At 71.4% G+C, this 19700-nt stretch carries 15 protein-coding genes; 6 read left to right on the forward strand and 9 right to left on the reverse strand.

Annotation, left to right across the window (positions count from 1 at the left end; translation table 11 throughout):
* The first annotated feature begins 40 nt into the window (after positions 1 to 40).
* Both BM085_RS28640 and BM085_RS28645 read left to right on the forward strand, forming a co-directional pair.
* The gene (locus BM085_RS28640) at positions 41 to 2104 is read left to right on the forward strand and encodes an RNA degradosome polyphosphate kinase (protein ID WP_093889980.1); all 2064 of its coding nucleotides are present in this window, start codon (positions 41 to 43) and stop codon (positions 2102 to 2104) included.
* Positions 2097 to 2975: an NUDIX hydrolase gene (locus tag BM085_RS28645; protein ID WP_093889981.1), complete on the forward strand. Its 879-nt coding sequence runs from the start codon at positions 2097 to 2099 to the stop codon at positions 2973 to 2975. The genes BM085_RS28640 and BM085_RS28645 overlap by 8 nt, the downstream gene beginning before the upstream one ends.
* A gap of 16 nt (positions 2976 to 2991) precedes the next feature.
* On the opposite strand, the gene BM085_RS28650 is transcribed toward BM085_RS28645, so the two are convergent.
* Positions 2992 to 4470 carry a CYTH and CHAD domain-containing protein gene (locus BM085_RS28650; protein ID WP_093889982.1) on the reverse strand — a complete coding sequence of 493 codons (1479 nt, stop codon included), beginning with the start codon at positions 4468 to 4470 and terminating at the stop codon, positions 2992 to 2994.
* Positions 4471 to 4560: 90 nt separating this feature from the next.
* Positions 4561 to 5325, reverse strand: a complete 765-nt coding sequence (locus BM085_RS28655; RefSeq protein ID WP_245789752.1) for a trans-aconitate 2-methyltransferase — start codon at positions 5323 to 5325, stop codon at positions 4561 to 4563.
* A 56-nt stretch (positions 5326 to 5381) separates the two neighbouring features.
* Between BM085_RS28655 and BM085_RS28660 the strand changes: the two genes are divergently transcribed.
* Entirely contained in the window at positions 5382 to 5924 is a 543-nt protein-coding gene (locus BM085_RS28660; protein WP_093889984.1) for a MarR family winged helix-turn-helix transcriptional regulator, read from the forward strand.
* A 49-nt stretch (positions 5925 to 5973) separates the two neighbouring features.
* Here the strand turns inward: BM085_RS28660 and BM085_RS28665 are convergent, their stop codons facing one another.
* From BM085_RS28665 to rsmA, 3 genes are all read right to left on the reverse strand, one after another.
* Complete coding sequence (locus BM085_RS28665) at positions 5974 to 7782, reverse strand: ABC-F family ATP-binding cassette domain-containing protein (RefSeq protein ID WP_093889985.1); 1809 nt, start codon at positions 7780 to 7782, stop codon at positions 5974 to 5976.
* 27 nt (positions 7783 to 7809) lie between these two features.
* Complete coding sequence (locus tag BM085_RS28670; protein ID WP_093889986.1) at positions 7810 to 8712, reverse strand: 4-(cytidine 5'-diphospho)-2-C-methyl-D-erythritol kinase; 903 nt, start codon at positions 8710 to 8712, stop codon at positions 7810 to 7812.
* 90 nt (positions 8713 to 8802) lie between these two features.
* Positions 8803 to 9648: a 16S rRNA (adenine(1518)-N(6)/adenine(1519)-N(6))-dimethyltransferase RsmA gene (gene rsmA / locus BM085_RS28675; protein WP_093889987.1), complete on the reverse strand. Its 846-nt coding sequence runs from the start codon at positions 9646 to 9648 to the stop codon at positions 8803 to 8805.
* Between the two features lie 162 nt (positions 9649 to 9810).
* On the opposite strand from rsmA, the gene BM085_RS45375 reads away from it, so the two are divergent.
* Complete coding sequence (locus BM085_RS45375; RefSeq protein ID WP_245789753.1) at positions 9811 to 11523, forward strand: serine/threonine-protein kinase; 1713 nt, start codon at positions 9811 to 9813, stop codon at positions 11521 to 11523.
* Positions 11520 to 12893: an FG-GAP repeat protein gene (locus tag BM085_RS28685; protein WP_093889988.1), complete on the forward strand. Its 1374-nt coding sequence runs from the start codon at positions 11520 to 11522 to the stop codon at positions 12891 to 12893. The genes BM085_RS45375 and BM085_RS28685 overlap by 4 nt, the downstream gene beginning before the upstream one ends.
* Before the next feature lie 59 nt (positions 12894 to 12952).
* Here the strand turns inward: BM085_RS28685 and BM085_RS28690 are convergent, their stop codons facing one another.
* The 3 genes from BM085_RS28690 to BM085_RS28700 form a co-directional block, all read right to left on the reverse strand.
* Positions 12953 to 13813: a TatD family hydrolase gene (locus tag BM085_RS28690; RefSeq protein WP_093889989.1), complete on the reverse strand. Its 861-nt coding sequence runs from the start codon at positions 13811 to 13813 to the stop codon at positions 12953 to 12955.
* Between the two features lie 240 nt (positions 13814 to 14053).
* Entirely contained in the window at positions 14054 to 15835 is a 1782-nt protein-coding gene (gene metG / locus BM085_RS28695) for a methionine--tRNA ligase (RefSeq protein WP_093889990.1), read from the reverse strand.
* A gap of 25 nt (positions 15836 to 15860) precedes the next feature.
* On the reverse strand, positions 15861 to 17081 hold the full coding sequence (locus tag BM085_RS28700; RefSeq protein ID WP_177245320.1) for a glycosyltransferase: 1221 nt from the start codon (positions 17079 to 17081) through the stop codon (positions 15861 to 15863).
* 101 nt (positions 17082 to 17182) lie between these two features.
* Between BM085_RS28700 and BM085_RS28705 the strand changes: the two genes are divergently transcribed.
* Positions 17183 to 18712, forward strand: a complete 1530-nt coding sequence (locus tag BM085_RS28705) for a hypothetical protein (RefSeq protein ID WP_093889991.1) — start codon at positions 17183 to 17185, stop codon at positions 18710 to 18712.
* On the opposite strand, the gene BM085_RS28710 is transcribed toward BM085_RS28705, so the two are convergent.
* A partial coding sequence (locus BM085_RS28710) for a dolichyl-phosphate-mannose--protein mannosyltransferase (protein ID WP_093889992.1) occupies positions 18660 to 19700 on the reverse strand: 1041 nt, incomplete at its 5' end. The genes BM085_RS28705 and BM085_RS28710 overlap by 53 nt on opposite strands.

A 19700-nucleotide genomic window follows, 5' to 3' on the forward strand; every position in this document is an offset into this window, starting at 1 on the left:
AATTAACGTTCCGTTCAACCAAAGCGGGCATTCTGGTCATATGTCCGCCGAACCCGCACACCCCGCCGCCGAAGGACTGCTCCTTCCACAAGAGCGTTTCCTCAACCGCGAGGAGAGCTGGCTCCAGTTCAATCAGCGGGTCCTGGAACTGGCGGAGGATCCGTCCCTGCCCTTGCTGGAGAGGGTCAGGTTTCTGGCGATCTTCGCCAGCAACCTGGACGAGTTCTTCCGGGTGCGGGTGGCCGGTCTCAAGCGGCGGATGGCCACCGGCCTGCTGCTACGGACCAAAAGCGGGTTGAAGCCCCGCGAGGAGCTGGCCAGGATCGCCGCCATAGCCGACGACCTCGCCCAGCGGCACTCGGCCTGTTTCCACGACCGGATCTGCCCGCAGCTGGCCGCCGAGGGCATCGAGATCACGCACTGGGAGGCGCTCGGCCGGGACGAGCGCACCGAGATGCGCAAGCTGTTCCGGGAGCGGATCCGGCCGGTGCTGACGCCGCTGGCCGTCGATCCCGCCCATCCTTTTCCCTATATTTCCGGTCTGTCGCTCAACCTCGCCGTTACCGTCCGAAATCCCATGACCGGCCACACCGTGTTCGCCCGGGTGAAGGTGCCGAGCCAGCTCCCCCGCTTCGTGGCGGCGTCCAAGGACCGTTTCGTCCCGCTCGAAGAGGTGATCGCCGCCCACCTCGGCCAGCTCTTCAAGGGCATGGAGGTCGTCGAGCACCACGTCTTCCGGGTGACCCGCAACGAGGACCTCGACGTGGACGAGGACGTCACCGAGAACCTCATGCAGGCGCTGGAGAAGGAGCTGCTCAAGCGCCGCTTCGGCCCGCCGGTCCGGCTGGAGGTCGAGGACACCATCACGCCCGAGGTGCTCGACCTGCTGGTGGACGAGCTGGGGGTGGCCGATCATGAGATCTACCGGCTGCCCGGCCCGCTGGACCTGACCGGGCTGCACGCGATCGCCGACCTGGACCGGGGTGAGCTGGGCTTCCGCCCCTTCGTGCCCGCCGAGGTCGTCCACGTCGAGGACGACATCTTCGCGGTGCTCCGCGAGCGGGACGTGCTGCTGCACCACCCGTACGACTCGTTCGCCACGAGCGTGCAGCGCTTCATCGAACAGGCGGCGGCCGATCCGAGTGTGCTGGCCATCAAGCAGACGCTCTACCGCACCAGCGGCGACTCTCCGATCGTGGACGCGCTGGTCGACGCGGCCGAGGCGGGCAAGCAGGTCGTCGTGGTGGTGGAGATCAAGGCACGCTTCGACGAACGCGCCAACATCACCTGGGCGCGCAAGCTGGAGCGGGCCGGCTGTCACGTGGTCTACGGGGTGGTGGGACTGAAGACCCACTGCAAACTGGCCCTCGTCGTACGGCAGGAGCCCTCGGGCGAGCTGCGCAGCTACTGCCACATCGGCACCGGCAACTACAACCCCAAGACCGCCCGGGTCTACGAGGACCTGGGGCTGCTCACCGCCGATCCGCTGGTCGGCGAGGATGTCACCGACCTGTTCATCCACCTGACCGGATACTCCAGCCACTCGGCCTACCGGCGGCTGCTGGTCGCCCCGCACTCGATGCGCGGCGGGCTGCTGGCCAGGATCGAGCGGGAGACCTCCCACCAGCGGGCGGGCCGCCCGGCCGCCATCCGGATGAAGACGAACTCCCTGGTGGACGAGCCGGTCATCGACGCGCTCTACCAGGCCTCCCAGGCGGGCGTCCCGGTCGACCTGTGGGTGCGCGGGGTGTGCACGCTGCGACCGGGCGTTCCCGGACTGTCGGAGAACATCCGGGTCAGGAGCGTGCTGGGCCGTTTCCTCGAACATTCGCGGATCTACGAGTTCGGCCGGGGACGCAGGCCGGAGATCTGGATCGGCAGCGCCGACCTGATGCGCCGCAACCTGGACCGCCGGGTGGAGGCACTGGTCAAGGTCACCAGCCAGCAGCAGCGGCTCTACCTCAGCGACCTGCTCGACCGGGCGGCGTCGGAGGAGACCTCCTCCTGGTGGCTCAACCCGGACGGGACGTGGACCCGGCACCGGGGCGACGACCTGCAGACCCATCTGATCGGTACCCGGAGGTGGAGGACGATTGATGACTGAGCTGGACGTCCATCCGACTGACATGATCCGCGCCGCGGGCGCGGTGGTGTGGCGGGGCACGGAGTCCGCACCGGAGGTCGCGCTCGTCCACCGGCCGAAATACGACGACTGGACGTTCCCGAAGGGGAAGCTGAAGCCCGGTGAGCACGTCATCGCGGGCGCGTTGCGCGAGGTCGCCGAGGAGACGGGGATCACCGCGCTGCTCGGCCGGTCGCTGCCGCCCATCCACTACCTGAAGGGCAAGCGGCTCAAACGCGTCGACTACTGGGCGGCCCGGGTGGTCTCCGGGGACCGGTTCACCGCGGTGGACGAGGTCGACGAGGTGGTCTGGCTGCCGGTGAAGGAGGCCAGGCGGCGGCTGACCTACGAGTGGGACGCCGGGCTGCTCCGCGCGCTCACCGCGGTCCCCCTGGAGACCACGCCGCTCATCCTCGTCCGGCACGGCCTGGCCGGGTCGCGCCAGGACTGGGCGGGCGACGACGACGAGCGGCCGCTGGACGAGGCCGGCGCGATGCAGGCCGAGGTGCTCGCGGACGTGCTGTCCGGCTATCATCCCACCGACCTGATCAGCTCCCCCAGCAAACGGTGCGTGCAGACCCTGGAACCGTACGCCGAGCGGCTCGGCCTGGAGATCCGGCGCGAGCGCCTGCTGTCGGAGACCCACTACGACCCCCGCGCCTGCCTGCGCCTGGTCACCAAGGCGATGGCCTCGGACCGGCCCATGGTGATCTGCAGCCACGGCAAGGTCCTGCCCGAGCTGATCGCCGGGGTGAGCGACCGGCCGGGGGACGTGCAGCTGCGCAAGGGCGCGTTCATGGTGCTGCACCACGCCGCCGGCAGGATCGTGGGCATGGACCGCTACCTCACCTGACAGGTCCCCGGCGGGGTCAGAGGAGCTTGCCGACGGCCTCCGCGGTCTCGGCCCAGACGCGGGGGAACTCCTCGAAGGCGCGCTCGGCGGCGGCCCGTTCCAGGCCGGTCAGCACGCCGTAGGTGAAGGTGTCCTCCCCCGACTGGCGGGCGGTCTCGGCCTCGGCGGCCAACCGGCCCTGCGCGACGACGCCGTCCAGGTGGGTGCCGAGCGCTTCCTGTACGGATTCCGCCCGTTTGGCGAGCTTGTTCATCCCGAGCGCCTCGGCGGTGTAGCGGGCCCGCTTGGCCGCCTTGCGGACGTCGTGCATGGCGGGCTCGCGCTCGGCGGGGTCGGCGGCGGCCTGGGCCCGGTCGTAGGCCCTGGTCATCCGGCGCCAGCTCTTGGCGGCGAGGGCGTCCAGAGTGCCGGCGGGCTTGCCGGCGGCCTTGGTGAGCGGAGGGGTGCCCACCAGGTCGTCGAGGGCGTCGAGCAGGGCGAAGTAGCGCTCGCCACCGAGCACCTCCCTGATCCGGTCGTATGCCTCGTGCTCGGCGTCCAGCAGGTCGGAGCTGAGGCGCGCCCGCACCGGGCCCACGATCAGCGCGACGTCCAGGCCGTCGAGCCTGCCGGCGAACCGCTCGCGGACGACCTCCAGGTCACGTGCCTCGCCGAGGACCTGGCCGAGCCACCTGAGCTCCTCCTGGAGGCGCTCGCTCCCCTCGACGACCCTCCTGAACGACTTCAGCGCGCTGCGCAGCCGGCGGCTGGCGACGCGCATCTGGTGCACGGCGTCCTCCTCGGCCCGCCGTACCCGGGGGTCCTGGGAGAGCAGGGCCCCCGCCTGGGCGGACAGGTAGCCCATGACGAGCTCTCCGGCGGACCCCGGCACGGTCTCGGCGTGCGGCGGCCCGGGGACGGGCGCGGCGGCGTTGAGCAGGCGGGAGAGCTTGCTGGCGGAGTCGGCGGGGGCGGCTCCGGCCTTGGTCAGCCGCTTGCCGGTCTTCCGGAGCAGCTTCTCGTCGCCCTCGATCAGCTCCGCCTCGACCTCGCGCCAGCGCTCGACGTGCGGCTCCGCGCCGAGCACCGTGCCCTTGACCCTGTCGTCGGCGATCTCCACCAGCCGTACACCGGCGGCGTTGACCAGTTGGGTCACGGCGCGGCGGGTGTCGAGTTCGGCGATCGGGCCGAGTGGCGCGCCCCGGGTGTAGGCGAGCACGAGATCCGCCAGCTCGGAGGGGACGATCTTGACGCTGCGGGTCAGGGGGTGGGTGATCTCCTGCCGGACGCCCTTGGCCTTGGGCAGCTTGAGGTGCCAGCCGGGATCGGTCCCGCCCCTGCGCCGCCGCAGGGTGATGCCCCGCGCGGCGAGCCGCAGATCAGGGGTGTCGAAGTAGAGCGCGACGAGCCGGTGGGTCTTGGGACCGACCATCTCCGTGATTCCCGGCAGGCCGGTCAGTTCGGGGATCTCGTAGTCCACTGGTACGTCGAATTTGTCCTCGATCTCTATTGCCACAGGCCATCCCCTGATTTACCCAGATATCCACCGCGTTCCAGCAGTATTTATTGATGCCCGGTTATCCGTCGGGAAACTCCGGGCAGTCGATCATTTCTGGGCGACGACGAAGATCCGGCGGAAGGGGAAGACCGTCCCGTACGGCCGCCGCGGGTAGGCCTCGTTCAGCAGGGCGGCGCAGTCGCCGAGGAAGGCGTCCCTCTCGTCGGGGTCCAGCCGGTCGAGCATGGGACGCAGGGCGGTGCCGGTGATCCACGTGAGCACGGCGTCGTCGCCGGGGAGCACGTGCAGGTAGGTGGTCTCCCACGCGTCCACCCGGCAGCCCAGCGCGGTGAGCCGGTCGAGATAGCCGGCCGGGTCGTCGACCGGCGGCTCCCTGACCAGATCGCCGAGCCGGTCGCGCCATCGCGTCCGGCACAGCTCGCGGACCAGCGCGTGGCTGGGGGCGTCGAAGTTGCCCGGCACCTGGAAGGCGAGCCAGCCTCCGGGGGCGAGCACGCCGGTCCAGCGCGACAGCAGCTCCCGGTGCCCGGGCACCCACTGCAGGACCGCGTTGGACACGATCACGTCCACCGGCCGCCCGGGTCTCCAGCGCGAGACGTCATCGACGGAGAAGGTCAGCCGGCCCCCGGCCGGGGCCTTGCCGATCATCGCGGGTGAGGAGTCGAAGCCGTGCACGTCGGCGTCCGGCCAGCGCCTGGCCAGCTCGGCGGTGAGCTCGCCGCTGCCGCAGCCCGCGTCGACCACCTGGCCGGGACGCTCGGCGGATATCCTTGCGACAAGGTCGAAGAAGGGCCGCGAACGCTCGTCGGCGTAGCGGCCGTAGATCTCAGGATCCCACATATCTCTTGACATCAAGATAATTGATATCGAGCGAGATATCTCGATGTCAAGAGAGATACACTCGTGCCATGACCCTGCACCACGCGGACCACGACGCCGACCGCCCCGCGGACGAGGTCGACCGGCTGGTCGCGGCCTGGCGCCAGGAGCGCCCCGACCTGGACGTGGAGCCTCTCCAGGTGCTCAGCCGGGTCTCCCGGCTCGCCCGCCACCTGGACCGTGCCCGCCGGGCCTCCTTCGCCGAACACGACCTGGAGAACTGGGAGTTCGACGTGCTCACGGCCCTGCGCAGGGCCGGCGAGCCGTACGAACTGAGCCCGGGAGCCCTGCTCCGCGCGACCCTGGTGACATCCGGGACGATGACCAACCGGATCGACCGCCTCGCCGCCGCCGGGCTGGTCCGCAGGCGCCCCGACCCCGAGGACCGGCGCGGCGTCCTGGTCTCCCTGACCGACGCCGGGCGGATCCGGGTGGACAACGCCTTCGCCGACCTGCTCCGCCGCGAGCGCGAGCTGCTGGCAAGCCTCGGAAAACATGAACAGCAGGCCCTTGCGGGCCTGCTGCGCACGCTACTCGTCCCTTTTGACGCGACCGACACCGGAGCGCACTGAGCACTCTGCCCGCACAGAGCGGGATAAACCGGTTGAGATCAACGGGTGTTCATTCGCCGAGGCGGTCGGCCAGCTCCAGCCACTCCGCCTCGATGCCGTCCTTCTCGGCGAGGATGTCCTTGAGCTCGGCGTCGAGCGAGGCCAGCCGGCCGTAGTCGGCGGCGGCGTCGGCCATGGAGGCGTGCAGCTTGGCCTCACGGCCGCTCAGCCTGTCGAGCTGACGCTCCAGGCGGGAGAGCTCCTTGCGGAGCTCGCGCTCCTCCTTGGCCGACAGGCCGGACCCGGAGACCTGCGCGCCTCCCGCCGGAGCCGTGTCCGCGGGAGCCGCCGTGCCGGAGGCCGCCCGTGCCGACAGCGCCGCGCCCGAGGCGCGTCGCGCCAGGTATTCGTCGACGCCGCCGGGGAGCATGGACAGCTTGCCGTCGCCGAGCAGGGCGACGATCCGGTCGGAGACCCGCTCCAGGAAGTAACGGTCGTGGCTGACCAGGATCAGCGTGCCCGGCCAGCCGTCGAGCAGGTCCTCCAGCTCGTTCAGCGTCTCGATGTCGAGGTCGTTGGTGGGCTCGTCGAGCAGCAGCACGTTCGGGTCGTCCATCAGCAGGCGCAGCAGCTGGAGCCGCCGCCGCTCGCCGCCGGACAGGTCGCCGACGACCTTCCACTGGGCGTCGCCCTTGAACCCGAGACGCTCCAGGAGCTGGGAGGCGGTCCACTCCTTCTTGCCGACCTGGATGAACTTGCGGACCTCCTCGACGGTCTCCAGCACCCGGCGCGTGGGGTCGAGCTCGCCCAGCTCCTGTGACAGGTGCGCCAGGCGGACCGTCCTGCCCCGCACCACCTTGCCGGAGTCGGGCTGGACCGTGTCGGCGAGCAGCCGCAGCACCGAGGACTTGCCGGAACCGTTCACGCCGATCAGGCCGATCCGGTCGCCCGGGCCGAACTGCCAGGTGGAGTGGTCCAGGACCAGCGGGCCCTGACCGGGACCGCCGGCGTGCAGGGTGACGTCCTCAAGGTCATAGACCGTACGGCCCAGCCTGGCCGCGGCGAACTTGACCAGCTCGACGGTCTCCCGGGCCGGGGGCTCGTCGGCGATCAGCGCCTGGGCGGCGTCGATGCGGAACTTGGGCTTGGAGGTGCGCGCGGGCGGGCCCCGGCGGAGCCAGGCGATCTCCTTGCGCATCAGGTTCTGCCGGCGCGCCTCGGCGGAGGCGGCGATGCGGGCGCGCTCGGCCTTGGCCAGCACGTAGGCGGCGTATCCGCCCTCGTAACGCTCGACCGAGCCGTCCACGACCTCCCAGGTCCTGGTGGAGACCGCGTCCAGGAACCACCGGTCGTGGGTGACGACCAGCAGCGCGGTCTTCCGGCCGGACAGGTGCCTGGCCAGCCAGTCGATGGCCTCGATGTCGAGGTGGTTGGTGGGCTCGTCCAGGATGATCAGGTCGTGCTCGTCGATGAGCAGCTTGGCGAGTGCCGTACGGCGCCGCTCGCCACCCGACAGGCTCGCGGCGAGCGCGGTGAGATCGATGTCGCCGAGCAGGCTGGAGAGGATCTCGCGGATGCCCGCGTCACCCGCCCACTCGTGCTCGGGCCTGCCGCCGAGGACGATCTCCTGCACCGACAGCGCCGGGTCGAGATCGTCGCCCTGGGACAGGCTCGCGACGTGGAGGCCGCGGTTGTGGGTGACCCGTCCGCCGTTGGGCTTGAGATCGCCGGCGATCACCGAGATGAGCGTGGTCTTGCCGCCGCCGTTGCGGCCGACCACCCCGATGCGGTCGCCCGCCTCGATGCCGAGGGAGACGTCGCTGAGCAGCGGCTTGGGACCGTAGGAGTGGGAGACCGACTCAAGATTGACCAGATTCATCGCTCCACAAGCGTATCCGGTCCCGGCCTATACCACCGTCGGACCGGGGACGGGGCCGTAGGCGGTGATGACGTCGCGGGCCACGCCGGCGCCCTTGAGGGACAGGGCCAGCTCGTCCGCGTGGGTCTCGGACTCGGCGAGGAAGGCGCAGGTGGGGCCGGAGCCGGAGACGAGGGTCCCGACGGCGCCCTGCTCGCGACCGGCCTCCAGGGTCCGGGCGAGGGAGCGGCGGAGCATCACGGCGGCGGGCTGCAGGTCGTTGGCCAGCTCGGAGCCGAGGGCCTTGGCGTCTCCCCGGCGGAGCGCGGCCAGCAGCGGGTCGGCGGCCCGGGGCCAGACGATCTCCTCGCCGGTCGCCTCGCGCATGCGGTCGCACTCGGCGTAGACCCTGGCCGTGGACAGGCCGCCGTCGGCCAGGGCGAACACCCAGTGGAACCGGCCGCCCACCTCCAGCGGGGTGAGCCGCTCCCCCCTGCCGGTGCCGACGGCCGTACCGCCGAGCAGCGCGAACGGGACGTCGCTGCCGAGGTCGGCGGCGATCTCCATCAGGTCCTCGACCGGCAGGCCGAGGCCCCACAGCTCGTTGCAGGCGACCAGCGCGGCCGCGGCGTCGGCGCTGCCACCGGCCATGCCGCCCGCCACCGGGATCGCCTTGCGGATGACCAGACTCACGCCGTAGGAGCGCCCCGCGTGCCTGGCCAGCGCCAGGGCGGCCTGGATCGCGAGGTTGTCGGCGTCCTCGGGCACCTGGTCGGCGGACTCGCCCTCGACCCGGACGCTCATCCCGGTCTCCGCGGTGGCCGTCACCTCATCGAAGATCGAGACGGCGTGGAAGACGTTCACCAGGTCGTGGTAGCCGTCGTCACGGAGCGGCCCGACCGCCAGCTGCAGGTTGACCTTCGCGGGCACGCGGACGGTCACGGAGTTCATGAGTCCCTCAATGGTGCTCGCTTGCTCGTCACGGTGTCCGATCGTAACGGGGTCCCCGGCCGCCCTACACGGATCCCCCGGTGAATCGCCCTACACGCGGTTCTCGGCGATCCGCGCGAAATCCTCCACGGTGAGCTGTTCGCCACGCTCCGAGGGGTCGATCCCGGCGGCGCGGAGCGCCTGCTCCGCGGCGGCGGCCGTACCGGCCCAGGAGGCCAGGGCGGCGCGCAGGGTCTTGCGGCGCTGGGCGAAGGCGGCGTCCACGACGGCGAAGACGTCCTCGCGGGCGGCCCTGGTCGAGGGAGGCTCGCGGCGGGTCATCGCGACCAGCCCGGAGTCGACGTTGGGGACCGGCCAGAAGACCGTGCGGCCGACGGGCCCGGCCCGCCGGACGTCGGCGTACCAGGCGGCCTTGACCGAGGGGATGCCGTAGATCTTCGATCCGGGGGCGGCGGCCAGCCGGTCGGCGACCTCGGACTGGACCATGATCAGGATGGTGCGCAGGGACGGCAGGGTCTCCAGCAGGTGGAGCACCACCGGGACGGACACGTTGTAGGGCAGGTTGGCGACCAGCGCGGTCGGCAGGTCCTCCGGCAGGTCGCCGGGGAGGACCCGCATCGCGTCGGCGAGCACCACGGTGAGGCGCTCGGCGAACTCCGGGGCGCGCTCGGCGACGGTCAGCGGGAGCTGGGCGGCCAGGACCGGGTCGATCTCCACCGCCACCACGCCGCGGACCTCGGGGAGCAGGGCGAGGGTGAGCGATCCCAGCCCGGGGCCGACCTCGATGACCACGTCGTCCGGCCGCAGCCCGGCGACCCGGACGATCCGGCGGACCGTTCCGCCGTCGATCACGAAGTTCTGGCCGAGCTTCTTCGTCGGGCGGATATCCAACTTCTCCGCCAAATTACGTATCTCCACCGGACCGAGAAGGCTCATGCTGGTTCTCCGCCCGGCGCGACGGCACCCGCGTCCGCCGGGCCGCTGTGCCCACTGAATCGTTCGCTGCGCTTGCTCACGGCTGCACTCCCCACGTCATCCGACAAGTTTCGCGCATCGAACACACTGTGACGACGCGTGATGGACACGGGAGGTCCCGTTGTGGATAACGTTGCCGTACGGGGGGTCGTCGGCGAGGAAGGGAATCCGCCCCGTGATGAGGACGTGAACCAGCCCGGCGCCGAAGGGTTGCGCCCCGGCGATCCGGAGCAGGTCGGGGGTTACCGGCTGCTCGGCCGCCTCGGCGAGGGCGGCATGGGGACCGTCTACCTCGCACTGGCCCCCACCGGCAGGCCGGTGGCGGTCAAGATGGTCAAGGCGGAGTTCGCGGTCGAGGAGGGGTTCGCCGCGCGGTTCCACGCGGAGGTGCGCAACGCCCGGCGCGTGGCCTCGTTCTGCACCGCCCAGGTGCTCGACAACGGCAACGACGAGGACGGCCGGCCGTACATGGTCACCGAATACATCGCCGGCACGCCGCTGTCGCGCCAGATCGCCCAGCACGGCGCGCTCGAAGCCGGCCCCCTGCACGGGGTGGCCCTCGGGGTCGCCGCCGCGCTGGCCGCGATCCACGTCGCCGGGCTGGTCCACCGCGACCTCAAGCCCGCCAACGTGATCCTGTCCATGTCCGGGCCCCGCGTGATCGACTTCGGCATCGCCCGCGCCCTGGACTCCACCCAGAGCTTCACCCAGTCGGGCGAGGTGCTCGGCAGCCCCGGCTGGTGGGCTCCCGAGCAGGTGCGCGGCCTGGAGATCACCCCGGCCGCCGACGTCTTCGCCTGGGGATGCCTGGTCGCCTACGCGGGCAACGGCCGTCACCCCTACGGCCGGGGCGACCTGGTCACCATGGCCACCCGGCTGCTCAACAGCCCGCCCGACCTGGGCGCGCTCCCCGCTCCGCTCGACGACCTGACCCGCCGGGCCACCGCGATGGACCCCTACCAGCGGCCCACCGCCCAGGATCTGCTGCTCGCCCTGGTCGGCGGCGGGATCGCGGCACCGGCCGGGCCGGTCGCCGCTCCGGCGGATCCGCCCACCCTGATCGCCGGCGACATGCTCAGCCGGTCGTGGCGGCCCCCGGCCAACGTGGAGCCCGACTCCACCCAGACCCTCGGCGTGCTGGACGTGAACGTCCTCCCGGCCTCCTCCGCGTCCTCCACCTCCTCCGTCCCGGACCCGCTCACGGCCCCGTCCGCCGTCCCGGCTCCGGTCCCGTCCGGTACGGCCCAGGCCCCGCCCACGACCCCGCCCGGTACGGCTCAGACCCCGTCCTCGGCCCCGCCCGGTACGGCCGCCGCCGGGCGGTCGCCGCGCAGGCGCCGACTGCTCGCCGTGCCGGCCGCGGCCGTGGCCGCGGCCCTGGCCGTCACGGTCGCCGTGCTGGTGAACACGGGTGACGAGGCCGGGCAGGGGCCGGCGGCCGTCGCCACCGCCGGCGGCACCGACGTGGGCAGGCGGATCGCGACCGGCTCCCTCCTCGACGACCCGCAACTGATCATCTCCCGGGCCCCGCGGTGCGGCCTGACCGCCTACCAGGGCGCCGCCCCGGTCCGCGGCCGGTTCTGCGCGGTCCGGTGGACCCTGCTCAACACCGCAGGGACCGCGGCGCCGATCAGCCGCACCCCGATCGTCCTGGTGGACGACCGCGGCGCGACCCACAGCCCGGAGCCGGTCTCGACGGGCCTGCCGGGCACCCTGGCCCCCGGCGGCAGGGCGGACGGGGTCCTGGTCTACGACCTGCCGCCGGCCCGCAAGCCGCTGAAGCTGACCGGCCGCGTGATCGAGGGGGGATCGGAGATCGAGGTGAGGCTGTCATGAGGCTTCTGGCGTCCCTGCTGGTCACGGCCATGCTCGCGGTGCCGCCCGCCGCCGGGACCGCCTCCGCCCTCTCCACTGCCTGCTCGGGGGCGAGCGCGAGCGACTTCGACGGCGACGGCACGGACGACGCGGTGGTCGGCGACCCGTTCGCGGACCACCACGGGATCGCCGGCGCCGGCGCCGTGCACGTGCTGCTCGGGCGGGGCGAGGGCGCGACGGTCGTGAGCGCTCCCGAGCCCGGCGCGGGCGACGGCTTCGGATGGTCGGTGAAGCTGACCCACCTCGACGCCGACCGCTGCGCGGACCTGCTGATCGGCGCGCCGTACGCGGACGTCTCAGGGCTGCGGGACGCGGGCGCGGTCTACGCCGTGTACGGCGGAGCCGGCCGCGAGACGGTCCGCCTGGTCGCCCCCCGGCCGGAGCGCGAGGCCCACTTCGGCTGGTCCCTGGCCTCCGGCGGCACCCTGGTGGCGGTCGGCGCGCCGTACGAGGACGCCGGCGGGGTGGCCGACGCGGGGGCGGTCTACCTGTTCGAGACCGGCGCGCTCGGCGCGGGCCGGCGGATCTCCCAGGACAGCGAGGGCGTCTCCGGCAACAGCGAGGCCGGAGACATGTTCGGCTGGTCGGTGGCGATCGGCAGGCTGGGCGGCGCCCCCGGCGAGCAGGACCTCGCGGTCGGCGCGCCGTACGAGAACGACGACGGGCTGGGGCGGCAGGACGGCGAGGGCATGCTCGACTCGGGATCGATCGCCGTGCTCTTCGACGTGCGCACCGCCCGGGGCGGATACACCGGCAGGAAATGGGACCTGCACGAGATCGTCGACGCGGACGCGGGCGACCGGTTCGGTTACGCGATGGCCTACGCCGAGGAGGGCGACGTGGGCTACCTGGCGGTGAGCGCGCCGCTCGGCGACGGCGGGCGGGTGAAGGACTCCGGGCTGGTCCATCTCTTCCAGGCGTCCAGCACGGCGGAGATCACCCCCGCGGGCGTCTTCGACCAGGGGGCGGAGGGCGCCGCCGGCGAGGGATACGGCTTCTCGCTGGCCTTCACCGGCGAGGGCGGCGCCCGGCTGGCCGTGGGAGTCCCGTTCGACGGGCCCGACCAGCGGGGCGGCGTACGGCTGGTGCCGGTGCGGGATCCGGGACGGTCCCGGCTGGTCGGCCGGGGCGAGCCTGGTGACCGCGCCGGCTGGTCGGTGGGGTTCAGCGGGAACCGCCTGGTGGTCGGCGCGCCGGACCGGAACGGTTCGGGAGCGGTGGCGCTGCTGGGCCGCAACGACTCCACCGGGATCCCGCTCGCGCCGGGGACCGGCAAGGTGCCCGCCCTCGACGGCGGCGGCCCGGCCGACTTCGGCGCGGCGGTGGGCTGACCGCCGTCACCACGGCGATCCGGCCACGCGCTCCCCGGCCCGGAGAGCGCCGGGGCGGATCACCAGGCGCCGAAGACGGTCTCCCCGTTCGCGCTGATGGCCTCGGCGAGCCCGGCCGGCTCCATCCCCTTGACCTCGGCCAGGCAGCGCAGCGTGAGCGGGATGAGGTAGGGCGCGTTGGGCTTGCCCCGGTGCGGGGCCGGCGGGAGGTAGGGCGCGTCCGTCTCGACGAGCATCAGCTCCTTGGGCGCGACCGCCGCGGCCTCGCGGAGATAGCCGGCGTTCTTGTAGGTGACCGGGCCGGAGAAGGACATGAAGTAACCGGCCTCGGCGCACCTGCCGGCCATCTCGGCGTCGCCGGAGAAGCTGTGGAAGACCACGACGTCCGGGGCGCCCTGGTCGGCCAGGACGCGCAGCACGTCGTCGTGGGCCTCGCGGTCGTGGATCACCAGGGCTCTGCCGGTCCGCTTGGCGATCTCGATGTGCGCCCGGAAGCTGGCGTGCTGGTCGTCCTTGGACGCCCAGTCACGGTAGTAGTCGAGCCCGGTCTCCCCCACCGCCCTGACGTGGGGGAGGCGGGCCAGCTCCTCGATCTCGGCGAGGGTCTCGGGCGTCGAGGCGTGCGCCTCGTTGGGATGGATCGCCACCCCGGCGTAGACATCGGCGTGGAGCCCGGCGGTCTCGGCGTTCCAACGCGAGGACGGCAGGTCGTAGCCGATCGTGACGAGCCTGGTCACGCCTACCGAGCGGGCCTGCCGGAGGATCCCCTCGACGCTCGCCTGAGCCGCCTGGGCGGCCAGGGCGACGGGGTCTCCCGAGGACGCCTGGCGGTTGCCCACCATGATGTCCAGATGGCAGTGGCTGTCGAACACCTCGGCGGCCAGGGGTTCGGGGACGGCGGGAAGCTTCGTCGTGCTCACGGCACCCAACCTACCGAGGAGCCGATACGGCCCGCACCGGGACCGCCGGGCGCGGGCCGTGGACGCGGGCTACCCGTCCGGACCGGCGCACCGGCGCACACCCCCGTCCGGACCGGCGCACACCGCCAGGCCGGACGGATGGACCAACGCATGCCGCCGGGCCGAGCGCAGACCGACGCGCGCCGCCAGGCCGGGCGGACCGACGCGCGTCACCCGGCCAGGCGGACAGACCGACGTGTGTCACCCGGCCAGGCGGGCGAGCTCCTCTTCGACGATCTTCGGGTCGAGCTTGGTGAACAGCGGGGTCGGCGGGGCGAGCGGGGTGCCGGGCCGGATCGGGGTGGACTCCCAGCGGGCGGCGCCCTCGTAGGAGCCGGTGATGATCGGGTAGGACCGGCCGTTCTCCTCGGTGACCTCCTGGATCTCCGGCATTCCCGACCACACGCCGGTGCCGCCGAGCATCGCGTAGATCTTGTTGGAGGAGCTGGGCAGGACCGGGGTGAGCAGGGTCTTGGCGTCGTCGACGACCTGGAGCGCCACGTGGAGGATGGACTTCACCCGCTCGGGATTGTCCTTGATCTTCCACGGCTCCTGCTCGGCGAGATACCGGTTGGCCTCGCGGATGACCTCGAACGCCTCGTTCGTGGCGTTCTTGAACCGGGAGGCCTCGAACTCGGCGCCGGCCTTCGCGAAGGCCGCGCGGCTGCGCTCCAGCATCGCCCGGTCGGCGTCGGTCAGCTCGCCCGCCTCGGGGATGACGCCGAAGTTCTTGGCGGCCATCGAGATCGAGCGGTTGACCAGGTTGCCCCAGGCCGCCACCAGCTCGCCGTTGTTGCGGTTGAGGAACTCCGACCAGGTGAAGTCGGTGTCCTGGCTCTCCGGGCCGGCCACCGCGATGTAGTAGCGCAGCGCGTCGGCGTCGTAGCGGGCCAGGAAGTCACGCACGTAGATGACGACCTGGCGGGAGGAGGAGAACTTGCGCCCCTCCATGGTCAGGAACTCGCTGGAGACGACCTCGGACGGCAGGCTCAGCGTGCCCAGCGCGCCCGGCTTGCCGTCCCGGGAGCCCTGGCCGTTGTAGCCGAGGAGCAGCGCAGGCCAGATCTCGGCGTGGAAGACGATGTTGTCCTTGCCCATGAAGTAGTAGCCACGGGCGTCGGGGCTCTGCCACCACTGCCGCCAGGCGTCCGGGTCGCCGGAGCGGCGGGCCCACTCGATGGAGGCGCTGAGGTAGCCGATGACGGCGTCGAACCAGACGTAGAGCCGCTTGTTGGGCTGGTCGCTCCAGCCCTCCAACGGGATCGGCACGCCCCAGTCGAGGTCGCGGCTCATCGCACGCGGCTGCAGGTCGCCCAGGAGGTTGAGGGCGAACTTCAGCACGTTGGGCCGCCACTCGCCCTGCTTGGACTGCAGCCAGGAGCCCAGCACCTCGGCGAACGCGGGCAGGTCGAGCATGAAGTGCTCGGTCTCGACGAAGATCGGCGTCTCGCCGTTGATCTTGCTGACCGGGTTGATCAGCTGGATCGGGTCGAGCTGGTTGCCGCAGTTGTCGCACTGGTCGCCGCGGGCGCTGTCGTAATGACAGATCGGGCAGGTGCCCTCGATGTAGCGGTCGGGCAGGGTGCGGGCAGTGGACGGCGAGATCGCGCCCATCGTGGTCTTGGGGAAGATGTAGCCGTTGTCGTAGAGACCCTTGAAGATCTCCTGCACCACGGCGTAGTGGTTGTCCGTCGTGGTCCGGGTGAACAGGTCGTAGGAGAGCCCGAGCGCCTGGAGGTCCTCGACGATCACCCGGTTGTAGCGGTCGGCGAGCTCGCGGGCGCTCACGCCCTCCTTGTCGGCCTGCACCTGGATCGGGGTGCCGTGCTCATCGGTCCCGCTCACCATCAGGACCTTGTTGCCCACCATCCGCTGGTAGCGGCTGAACATGTCGGACGGAACGCCGAATCCGGAGACGTGCCCGATGTGGCGGGGGCCGTTGGCGTAGGGCCACGCGACGGCGGTCAAGATGTGCTGGGACATGATGCCAAGCCTAAGGGACGCGGGCTCAGGCCTTGGTGCTCTCCCGGGATACGGCCTCGGCGGCCTCCTCGGCGGCCGAGGCGGCCACGTCGATGGGGGTCTCCCTGGTCCGGCGGATACCGAGGATGCTGACGAACAGCGCCGCGAAGATGGTCTGGAAGCTCATGATCAGCGCGGTGGCCGAGGGCACGACCAGCCGCAGCGACTCCGACGGGATCAGCGGGCCGAAGCTGCGCGTCTGCCAGTGGACCAGCGAGGCGACCAGGCCGCCGAGACCGGCCAGGGCCAGCAGGCCGCCGACGACCAGGCCCTTCTCCAGGGTCACGATGTCGATGAGCTTGCGCACCCGCCTGTCCTCGGGCAGGAAACCCTCCTCCGCCGCGTAGACCTTGGTGAACACCGCGAACAGCACCGCCTGGAAGCCGATCACCATCGCGGCGGAGGCGCCGACCAGGGTGTCGACGTCGAAGGCGAGCTTGCCGATGTAGACCGGGCCGAAGGTCAGGGTGGCGCCCGCGACCAGGCCGAGGGTCATCAGGACCATGCCGGGGATGAGGAACAGCCAGCGCGGGCTGTAGAGCATGAGGAAGCGCAGGTGGCGCCAGCCGTCGCGCCAGGAGCGCAGGTGCGGCGGACGGGAGCGGCCGTCGGGCGACAGCGTGGTGGGCACCTCGCGCACGTCCAGCCCGGACAGCGTCGAGCGCACCACCATCTCGCTGGCGAACTCCATGCCGCCGGTCTGCAGGCCCAGCTTGAGGATGGAGTCGCGCCGGAAGCCGCGCAGCCCGCAGTGGAAGTCGCCGATGGCGCTGGGGAAGAACAGGCGGCCGATGAAGGAGAGCACCGGGTTGCCGAGGTAGCGGTGGAGCGGGGGCATGGCGCCCGGCGCGATGCCGCCCTTGAACCGGTTGCCCATCACCAGGTCGGCGCCGTCGCGCAGCTGCTCGACGAACGGCAGCAGCGCGGTGAAGTCGTAGGAGTCGTCGGCGTCGCCCATGATGACGTACCGGCCCCGGGCCGCGCGGATGCCGCCTATGAGCGCGTTGCCGTACCCCTTGGCGTCCACGTGCACGACCCGGGCCCCGGCGTCTCGCGCGAGCTGCTGCGAGCCGTCGGTGCTGCCGTTGTCGGCGATCAGCACTTCTCCGTCGATCCCGTGTTCCCGCATGCAGGCCAGTGCCTTGCGTACGCAGGTCTCCACGGTCTCCGCCTCATTCAAGCAAGGCATGACCACGGTCAGTTCCACGTCTCAACCCCTCGTATACGGCACAGGCCAATCTCATCATGATGCCCTCTATCGTCTACTGCGCGGGTCAACTCCGTGAAACGACTGGCATCCTGTAATGCATGGTGACCGTCGCCGAACGAGCACGTCTGGAGACGCCTCCAGGCGACTGGAGCGCACGTCTGTGGGCGTTCCTACGCCGCCACCGCGTGTTCGTGGCCGCGCTCTCGCTGGCGTTCGTGCTGCGTGTCGTCACCATGCTCGGGTACGGCCCGGCGCTGTGGTTCAACGACTCCTTCGAATACGTGTCGGGGGCCGTCAACCCCGACAGGCCCAGTGCCCTGCGCCCGAACGGTTATTCCTTCTGGCTCCTCCTGCTGCGCCCCTTCCACAGTTTCGGCCTGGTGGCCTTCGTCCAGCACCTGATGGGCCTGTCCATCGCGGTGCTGGTCTACGCGCTGCTGCGCAGGAGGTTCGGCCTGCCCGGCTGGGGGGCGACGCTGGCCACGGTGCCGGTGCTGTTCGACGCCTACCAGATCCAGCTCGAACACCTGATCATGTCCGACACGATGTTCATGCTGCTGGTCGTGGGCATCGTCACGCTGGTGCTCTGGCACCGGAAGATGTCCTGGCGGCTCGGCGCGGTCATCGGCCTGCTGCTCGCCCTCACCGCGCTGACCCGGTCGATCGGGCTGCCGATCCTCGCCCTGGTCGGCGCCTACATGCTGATCAAGCGCACCGGCTGGAAGCCGATCACGGCGATGCTGACCGCGTGCGCGCTCCCGGTGCTCGCCTACATGGGCTGGTTCGCCTCCGCGCACGGCACCTTCTCGATGACCAGCAGCGACGGGGCGATCCTCTACATGCGGACCGCGCTGTTCGCCGACTGCAGGAAGATGGAGCTCGACCCCCGCAAGGATCTTGAGATCGCGCTGCTGTGCATCTCCGACCCGCCGAGCGAGCGCAGCTTCTCCGGCCAGAACTACCTGTGGTGGGCCAGGGGCGGCCAGCGCTTCCACGCCTTCGGGACGGGCAGCACGTTCACCCCGCAGATGAACCAGGCCGCCGGGACGTTCGCCAGGCGGGCCATCATGTCCCAGCCCGGCGACTACCTCACCCGGGTGGCTCTCGACTTCTTCCGCGCCTTCCGCTGGGACCGGCCGCGCTTCCCCGACTACGCGACCTTCCAGCAGTACGAGTTCTCCTTCGAGGACAAGGTGCTCCCGGCCTGGGCGTCCTACAAGGGCAACACCGACACCGACGCGCGCAAGTACGACCCGAGCCTGCCGACCGCCGAGATCCGCGGCCGGCCGAGCGTCGTCGGCACCCAGGTCCACGACCCGTGGGCCTCCTTCATGCAGGCCTACCAGCGGACGGTCCGGATGCCCGGCATCGTCGTCGGCGTCCTGCTCCTGATCGGCCTGGCCGGGGTGGCGGTGCGCTGGCGCAAGCTGGGCGGGCCGGTGCTCCTGCCCTGGCTGGCCGCCTTCGGGCTCATCCTGGCCCCGGCCGCGACCGCCGAGTTCGACTACCGCTACCTGCTGCCCGCGGTGCCGCTGGCCTGCCTCGCCGCCGCGATCTCGCTGCGCCGCGGGTTCGCTAGGCCCACCGCGGGAAAAGCATCCGCGCCCACCACTGCGCGTGCGGAATGACCTCGGCGACGAGCACGGGGTGGAGCCAGGCGAAGTTGATCAACGCGAGGATCATGAAGGCCCCGGCGAACGCGGCTCCGACCGCCCTGCGGTTGGGCGCGGCGTCCGTCTTCCCGATGACCAGGCCCGCGGCGAGCACGATCGCCAGGATCATGAAGGGGACCATGGGGATCATGTAGAACAGATACATGGTGCGGTTGTCGGCGATCGCCCAGTAGAACCAGGGCAGCCAGCCGGCGGCGTAGCCGAGCAGGACGGCTCCGGCGCGCCAGTCGCGGGTGGCCACGTACCAGGCGATCATCGCGATGAGCGCGGCCAGCCCGCCGTACCAGATGACCGGCGTGCCGACCCCGAGCACCGCCTGCGAACAGCTGGACGCCCCGCACCCGCTCTTGGGCGTCTCCCAGAAGAACGCCACGGGGCGCAGCAGCAGCGGCCAGCTCCACGGCTCCGACTGGTAGCCGTGCGGGGTCGCCAGGCCGGTGTGGAAGCCGAGGACCTGGAAGTGGTAGTTCAGCCACGACCGGATCGAGTCGAAGACGAAGAACAACGGTCCCTGCGAGGTCGCCTGGGCCCAGTTGCGCCCCCAGCCCAACGAGGAGGCGAACCAGCCGCTCCAGGAGACCACGTAGGCGATCACCGGAGCCGCCGCCATGGCGGTGAGGGCGGTGGGCAGGTCCTTGCCGGCCATCCCGCCGTACGGCCGGCGCAGCCCGACCGCCCGGCGGGCCCCGGCGTCCCAGATCAGCGACATGACCGCGAAGGCCACCAGGAAGAAGATCCCCGACCACTTGACCGCGCACGCCGCGCCCAGGCAGAGCCCGGCGGCGATCCGCCACGGCCGCAGCCCCAGCCACGGGCCATGCTCGCTCAGCGGCGAGGTCTCGTACCAGTCGACCAGCCGGCCACGCGCCCGGTCCCGGTCGACCACCAGGCAGGCGAACCCGGCCAGGACGAAGAACATCAGGAAGATGTCCAGCAGCGCGGT

Origin of the sequence: Streptosporangium canum (assembly GCF_900113865.1) — a bacterium.
Taxonomy (GTDB): Bacteria; Actinomycetota; Actinomycetes; order Streptosporangiales; family Streptosporangiaceae; genus Streptosporangium; species Streptosporangium canum.